The sequence below is a fragment of the Mesorhizobium sp. M7A.F.Ca.US.006.01.1.1 genome (genome assembly GCF_003997935.1).
Classification (GTDB): domain Bacteria; phylum Pseudomonadota; class Alphaproteobacteria; order Rhizobiales; family Rhizobiaceae; genus Mesorhizobium.
In genome coordinates, this window is record NZ_RZQL01000308.1 from 1 (window position 1) to 7,131 (window position 7,131).

Here is a 7,131-nt window from a genome sequence, read left to right on the forward strand (position 1 = left end):
ACGTCGTCCAGACCGAATTCGACATCGAGGTCAGGCCCTACAGCCTGATCACAGTCAGGAATCGCGCACTGTCGCCGGCCGCAAAGATGCTGCACGACTTCATCCTGCGAGAGGTCGGTTAATGCGTGGCCACGGGACGACTATCTTGGTCGAGCAAATGAATTCTTGTACGCCATCGGCCGACTGCCGCGATCTCTTGAGACGTTGCTTTGCGAAATATGTTGACACCAGCAGGCGCCAGAGTTCTTTTTGACTCTCTATTCGGGCTGAAGACGGGGCATGAAAAAGATTTGCCAAAAGCCGGTGCTGACAAACCGAGAGAAACTTTCCGCGGTTGCTGCCCGCCTCGCGTCGAAGTGTGTCTAGCCGGTGGGTAAGGCGAGCGGGGAACGTGAAAGCGAACGTCGTCATTGTCGAGGATGATCCGCTCGTCGCCGCTCATGTTGGACGCGGCGTAGCGGCGCATGACGGCTTGTCGCTGGTGGCCACCGCGGGCACGCTGGCCGGAGCGCGTGCCCTGCTCGACGAGAAGGTGGATCTGTTTATTCTCGATCTTGGCCTTCCCGATGGCAGCGGGATCGAACTGATCGAGGACATCCGTGCACGAGGCGGTCTTGAACCGAAAATACTCGTCCTCTCGGTGCTGGGCGATCAGGATACGGTGCTGGCGGCTGTGCTGGCGGGAGCGGACGGCTATCTGCTGAAAGATATCGACAGTTTCGACGTCGGCCAGCAAGCCGCCGATGCGTTGACCGGCGGTGCACCATTGTCGCCCAGCATCGCCGCTTATGTGCTGCGTCATCTGCGCCGGCAACGGGAAGATCCGAAACCGGATGATGCCGACCCGCCGCTATCACCGCGTGAAATCGAACTGCTCCAGCTTCTGGCGCGTGGGTACAGCAACCGGCAGGCGGCGGCCGAACTCGAAATATCGCCACACACGATCGGCGATCATGTGAAATCGATCTACAGGAAGCTCAGGGTGAGCAGTAGAGGCGAGGCCATGGTGCGCGCCTTTCGCAGCGGGTTGCTGCGCCTGTGACCATCATGCCCCGGCTGGCGGGATGGCGCCGCGCGCTCGCTATCATTCTCGGCGCGCAACTGCTGTTCTGGTGCGCTTATGCGCTCATCATCACCGGCTTGCAGCCCGCGGGCACTCTGGAGGAATACCGGTTGCCCGCGGCACGCGCGCTGCTGGCGTCCGAGCCGGCCGAGGTGGGCGCCTATGCTTCCGAGCTTTTAGGGCCAGCCATCCTGCGTATCCCGGGTTGGCAGCCCGTGGTCCTGCATCCGGCGCAGGCGAGCCTGTTGTCGCGCGCGGAAACATCGGCGGGGAATGGGTGGTCGCTCACCTGCTGGGAAGATCCCTGCCCAGAGGCCGCGACAGCCTATGCGGGGCCTTTCGACCGCATGGACAAGGCGGCCGGTCGGGAGAAATTCCAGCGTTTCGACATGGTATGGCTGGTCGTTGCAACGGAACTTATGATGGGAGCAGCGCTGCTCGTCCTGTTGCCGGTCAACCGGTTCTCGCGGCTTCAGTGCATTACCGGCCTGCTGCTCATCTCGGTGGGCATCGACGCCTGGCTCACCACCTTCGGTGCGGAAAGCCTGCCCTATGTCTGGTTTCCGTTGCTGCGCTACGGCATGGAATATCTGATGTTGACGGCAGCAGCGCTTGCCGTGAACGCCTTTGCCGACTGGCGGCCGCGCGAGGCGTGGGCAGCCTGCGGCTGTTTTGTCGTCGCCTTCGCCATACTGCTTGGGGCCATGGTCGCAGGCGTCGGTTTTGCGACAATTGTGCCCTGGCTAGATGGGACAGCGCTGACCTTGCTATTGGGATATGGCGTTTTGGCCTTGTTACGGATGGGACGGACAGCGCCGGGGCCGGCGATCCGGGTCCTGGCGATATTGCTTGTCGCTCTTGCCTCGATTGGCTTCGACCTGTTTCTCCTGCCGCCGCCCACCGGTTTCGCGTTGCAGGCGTCGGTCCTCGCACCGCCGTTGACGATGTTCGGCATCCTGTTCGAGATCGGGCTGCAGGGGCACAGGCTCAATCAGGAGGCTGAGGAGGCGCGCAGCGATCTGGAACGTCAGGTGCTGGAGCAGGATGCGAGCCTGCTGCGCTCCTCGCGATTGTTGCGCCATCAGGAGCGGTTGATCGCGATCGACGCCGAGCGTCAGCGTCTGCTGCGCGATATGCATGATGGGGTCGGCGGTGTGCTGACGCATCTTCTCCTCGATGTCCGCGAGAATCGACTGACCTCGCGGGAAATCGAGCAGGGACTACAGTCTTCGGTCGATGACCTGCGCAACATGGCCAGTGCAATCGACGCGGGCAACGAACCGATCGACGAGGCGCTGGCGATGTTCCGGGAGCGCATGGCAGGCCGTCTTGCCCGATCTGGCATCACCCTGGACTATCGCTGCACGCTCCCCACCCCGGCGCCGAGCCTCGACGCGCGGCGGTTGCTCAGCCTCTATCGGCTGTTGCAGGAGGGTATCGCCAACAGTTTGCGCCATGCTTCCGCCACAAGGATCGAACTCGCGGTGAACCCGGGTGACGATGGCGCCATTCTCGTCATATTGTCGGACGACGGCATGGGGTTCGAGCCTGAGAGAGCCTCGGGTGCTGTCGGCGAGGGACGGGGCCTTGCGAACATGCGCCGTCGGGTTGACCAGATGGGCGGACGCATAGCGATCGAAAGCGCGCCTGGACGCGGCACGCAACTGACCTTGGCCATCCCGACTCACCCCGCAGGACGAAAGGCCTGATCGCTGCGTCGAAGGTGGTCAGTGCTGGGTTCGAGCGCTCGGCGGGTCTGGCCCAGACGAGGGGGCCGGAATGCCGGGAAGCGTGTTGCGAGGTCGCCGGGCGAAATGTCGGATTTACCATAATATTTTGCCGATACCCCCCCGAACGCGGGATTGATGTGTCCACCGCCCCGGCGGAAAAGACCATCGACGCTCCCCTTTCGGGATCGGGGTGCAAATCATCGAGACCGCGGTGCCGCCGGTGACGGCGTGGGGGAGGCGTATGCCCGCGCTCCTTTGCGCCGACACGCGGACGACTGCCGTAAGGGAGCATGGCAATGACGGCAGGGCGAGGCAATCGTTCGAGGCCCATTTCTCTCGGCGGGCTGTGGGTCACGACCTCGGCCCTCGCGCTCCTCGCCATCGTCTGCGCACCTTCGACGGCCCATGCGCTCCAGGCTTGTGACCCGGGAGGGGGGCCGTACACCAGCGGTTTCCCGGTTTTTAACGGCGGACCCACCAGCGGTTGCAAAGTGGATGCCGACACAGCCGATACATTCAGCGGCACTGTAGCCGCGACTTTCAGCAACGGCGCCGTCCTGAACGCGAACACGGCCGACGCGGTCAGCGGTGGTCTCGTGCAGTTGCCGACCTTCGACGCTGTCGTGAATGCGAACGTCGCCAACGCCATTACCGGTGGGACGCTGAATATCAACGGCACCGTGAACGCACTGGCCGCCGGCGCCATCAATGGCAGCTGGTTGAGGCTCGGTGGAGACGGCGTCGTCAACATAGGGGCCGCCAACGCAACGACCGTGAATACCGACTTGGAATTCGGCAGTCAGGTCGTGACCGCAGGAGGCCTCCTCAACCTCAACGGCTATGGCACGGTCGTCGGCCGGATCACAAATTACATCCCCAGCGGGCAGATCGTAAACGGCGGCGCGACGGATGCCGTGCTGACGATCGATGGCTCGGCACTTGGAGATTCTTCTTTCGGTGGCGTGATCGCCGACGGAGCCGGTGGCGGTACGCTCGCGTTGGTCAAGCGCGGATTGAGCACGCTGACGCTTTCGGGTTCCAACACTTATACCGGCGGTACGCGGATCGAAGCGGGCACACTGATCCTCAAGGACAGCGGCACGCTCGGTGCGCCAATGGGTGGGCTCGACATCGCCGGCGGTGCCACGCTCGTTTTTGATACCGCAGCCCTGACGGTCGGTTCGCTATCGGGTGCGGGTACCCTCACTCGTTCGGACTTCAACCCCGGCCTGCTCACCGTCAACCAGGCCACCGACACCACTTTCAGCGGTGCCATCACGGATTACTTCGACGAGATCAATGGCGTAACCACCATGACCGGGCTGACCAAGTCCGGCACCGGCACGCTCACCCTGAGCGGCAATAACGCCTATACCGGCACCACCTTTGTGACGGGCGGTACGCTGCTCGTCGATGGATCCCTGGGCAATGTGATGTGGGGGCCTATTCAGTTGGGCACGTCGGCTGTCGCGATTGCGTCGGGAGGCAGCCTGGGCGGCGCCGGATCGATCGCCGGCGACGTCTCCGTGGCATCCGGCGGCACCCTCCTGGGCCGCGCCGGCCAGACCCCGTCGATGGGGTCGCTGACGCTGGACGGTGGCTCGGTCGTCGACGTCTCGCTCGGCGCACCGGGCAATACGCGCCTGTTCAACGTCGCCGGCAATCTGACGCTCGCCGGCACGCTCAATGTGGGCGACGCTGGTGGCTTCGGAAACGGCCTCTATCGCCTGTTCGATTATGGTGGGGCACTGACCGACAACGGGATGACCGTTGGCGCGACGCCAACCGGTTATGCTGGTGGCGATCTGACCGTGCAGACTTCAGTGGCTAACCAGGTCAACTTGCTGGTCGGGGCGGTCGCGTCCGGCTCCTCCAGCTTCTGGAACGGCGCGCAGACCACGGCCAACAATATGGTCAACGGTGGCACAGGCACTTGGAGCGCTGCCGGAACCAACTGGACGAACGCGGGCGGCAGCGCGAGCGGCGTCTACGATCCGGCTGCGATGCTGATCTTCCAGGGCACGCCGGGCACGGTTACGGTCAGCGCCGGCGGCGGCCCGCTCGACGTGAACGGCGGGATGCAGTTCTTCGTCGATGGTTACAAGGTAACGGGTGACGCGCTGAACCTCACCGCGGCTGCCACGCCGATCCGCGTCGGCGACGGCACTGCTGCCGGTGCGGGCATGACGGCGACTGTCTCCTCCGTGATCACCGGTAGCGGCGGTCTCGACAAGACCGACCTCGGCACGCTCATTCTTTCCGGGTTCAACACCTACACGGGTGGAACCACGATCTCGGCGGGCACGCTGAAGCTCGACGTCGACCTGGGCGGCACGCTTGGCGCACCGACTGGTGCGCTTGCGATCGCCGGCGGTGGCACGTTTGATCTTACCGGTACCAACCAGACGGTCGGCGCGCTGTCCGGCGCCGGCAGCATTACCAGTACGGTGTATGGCGGCCGGCAAAGCCCGCTCACGGTCAATCAGGCGACCAACACCAGTTTCAGCGGTGCGATCACGGACGGATTCATGACGGGCGCTGGGGACGGCGCCGTGTGGCTCATCAAGGATGGTGCGGGCACGCTGACCCTGACCGGCAACAGCGCGTTTTCGTTCACCACCGTCGATGGCGGCACGCTGGCGATCGCACATGGCGGTACGGTCGCGAACCTGACCAGCTATATCGGCGAAGTGGCCGGCAGCAATGGCACGATGCTCGTTACCGGCATCGGGTCTGTGTGGACGACGGATTATCTGCGCCTCGGCTATCAGGGTGCGGGCACGCTTACCGTCGCGGATGGTGGCAGGGTCAGCACCGGCGTCGGCACGGTCGATATGGTGCGCACAAGCTCCGCCAGTGGCACGCTGAATCTGAACGGCACGGCCGGAGCACGCGGGGTTCTGGAAACCAGTGGTGTCTGGAAAGGTCACGATGGCGCGACGGTCAATTTCGATGGCGGCATTTTGCGCGCCACGACTGCCGACACCGATCTGCTCGGCCATTTCGCTGCCGGCGATGTGACGATCAAGGCGGGCGGCGCCTTCATCGACACCAACGGCTATCAGGTGGAGATCACTTCCCCGCTTGGCGGCGTCGGCGCGCTGACCAAGCTGGGCGCGGGCGAACTGTACGTGATCGGAGCCAATACATACGCGGGCGGCACCAATATCGAGGCGGGGAGGCTATTCCTTGGCGACGGCGGCACGCTCGGCGCCCCAACTGGATCGCTTTTCATCGCAAGCGGCGCCACTCTGGATCTCGGCATCACGTCGCAGACGGTCGGTTCGCTATCCGGCGCAGGCGATATCACCAGTTCGATCACGATGGGGACCCCCAGCCTGCTCACCGTGGATGAGGCCACCGACACCACCTTTAGCGGCGCCATCAGGAATGGCATTCAGGTTGCCAGTCCCGGTAGCGCCGGCCTCCCGGCTATTCTCGTGCCGACGGTCGTCGGGCTGACAAAATCGGGCACGGGCACGCTTACCTTGAGCGGCAGCAACACCTACACCGGAAATACCCATGTGGCCGGCGGAACGCTGATCATCAATGGGGCTTTGAGCAATACCCAGGTGGCGGTTGCATCGGGTGCCGCCCTGGGCGGAACCGGCACGATAACTGGCACTGTCACGGTCTCCGGCCGCCTCTTCACTGGCACGGTTGCACCTGGCGCCGGCGATGGCATCGGCACGATGAGCGTGGGTGCCGTCACCTTCAAGACCGGCTCGACCTATCAGGTCGCCGCGGATGCGGCCGGACAAGCCTCCCGCATCAACGTGACCGGGCCGGCCACGATCAACGGCGGGACGGTCAGCGTGCTGGCTGGTGCGGGCAGTTACAGCCCCCAGACCGACTACACGATCCTGTCGGCGACCGGCGGCGTCAGCGGTGCCTTCGCCAATGTGACCAGCAATCTTGCCTTCCTCGATCCTTCGCTCAGCTACGACGCGGGCAGCGTCTATCTGCGGCTGCGCCGCAACAACATCAGTTTTGCCGGGATCGGCCAGACCGCCAACCAGATCGCCGCCGGCGGCGGCGCCGAGAGCCTGGGCAGCGGCAATCCGCTCTACGACGCCATCCTGCAGCTGCCCGCCACGGCTGCCGCTCAAGATGTCTTCGACCAATTATCGGGCGATATCCATGCCTCGGCCAAGGGCATGCTGGTCGAGGACAGCCGCTTCGTCCGTGATGCGGCCACTTCTCGCATCCGTGCCGCCTTCGGCGATGTTGGCGCGGCCGCATTGCCGGTCATGGCCTATGGCGAGGGCGGCCCGGAAATGGTCGCCGCCGACACCGACCGTTTTGCCGTCTGGGGTCAGGCCTTTGGGTCGTGGGGCA

3 protein-coding genes and 1 pseudogene are annotated in these 7,131 nt (G+C 64.3%); all 4 read left to right on the plus strand.

What is annotated here, in order from left to right:
* A pseudogene (locus EN943_RS39010) lies at positions 1-122 on the plus strand (LysR family transcriptional regulator); the annotation flags it as partial.
* Positions 123-391: 269 nt separating this feature from the next.
* On the plus strand, positions 392-1,042 hold the full coding sequence (locus tag EN943_RS33040) for a response regulator transcription factor (protein WP_245476065.1): 651 nt from the start codon (positions 392-394) through the stop codon (positions 1,040-1,042).
* 5 nt (positions 1,043-1,047) lie between these two features.
* The gene (locus tag EN943_RS33045) at positions 1,048-2,772 is read left to right on the plus strand and encodes an ATP-binding protein (protein ID WP_127416142.1); all 1,725 of its coding nucleotides are present in this window, start codon (positions 1,048-1,050) and stop codon (positions 2,770-2,772) included.
* A gap of 512 nt (positions 2,773-3,284) precedes the next feature.
* Positions 3,285-7,131, plus strand: a 3,847-nt coding sequence (locus tag EN943_RS33050) for an autotransporter-associated beta strand repeat-containing protein (RefSeq protein ID WP_206522855.1), incomplete at its 3' end; no start/stop codon positions are given.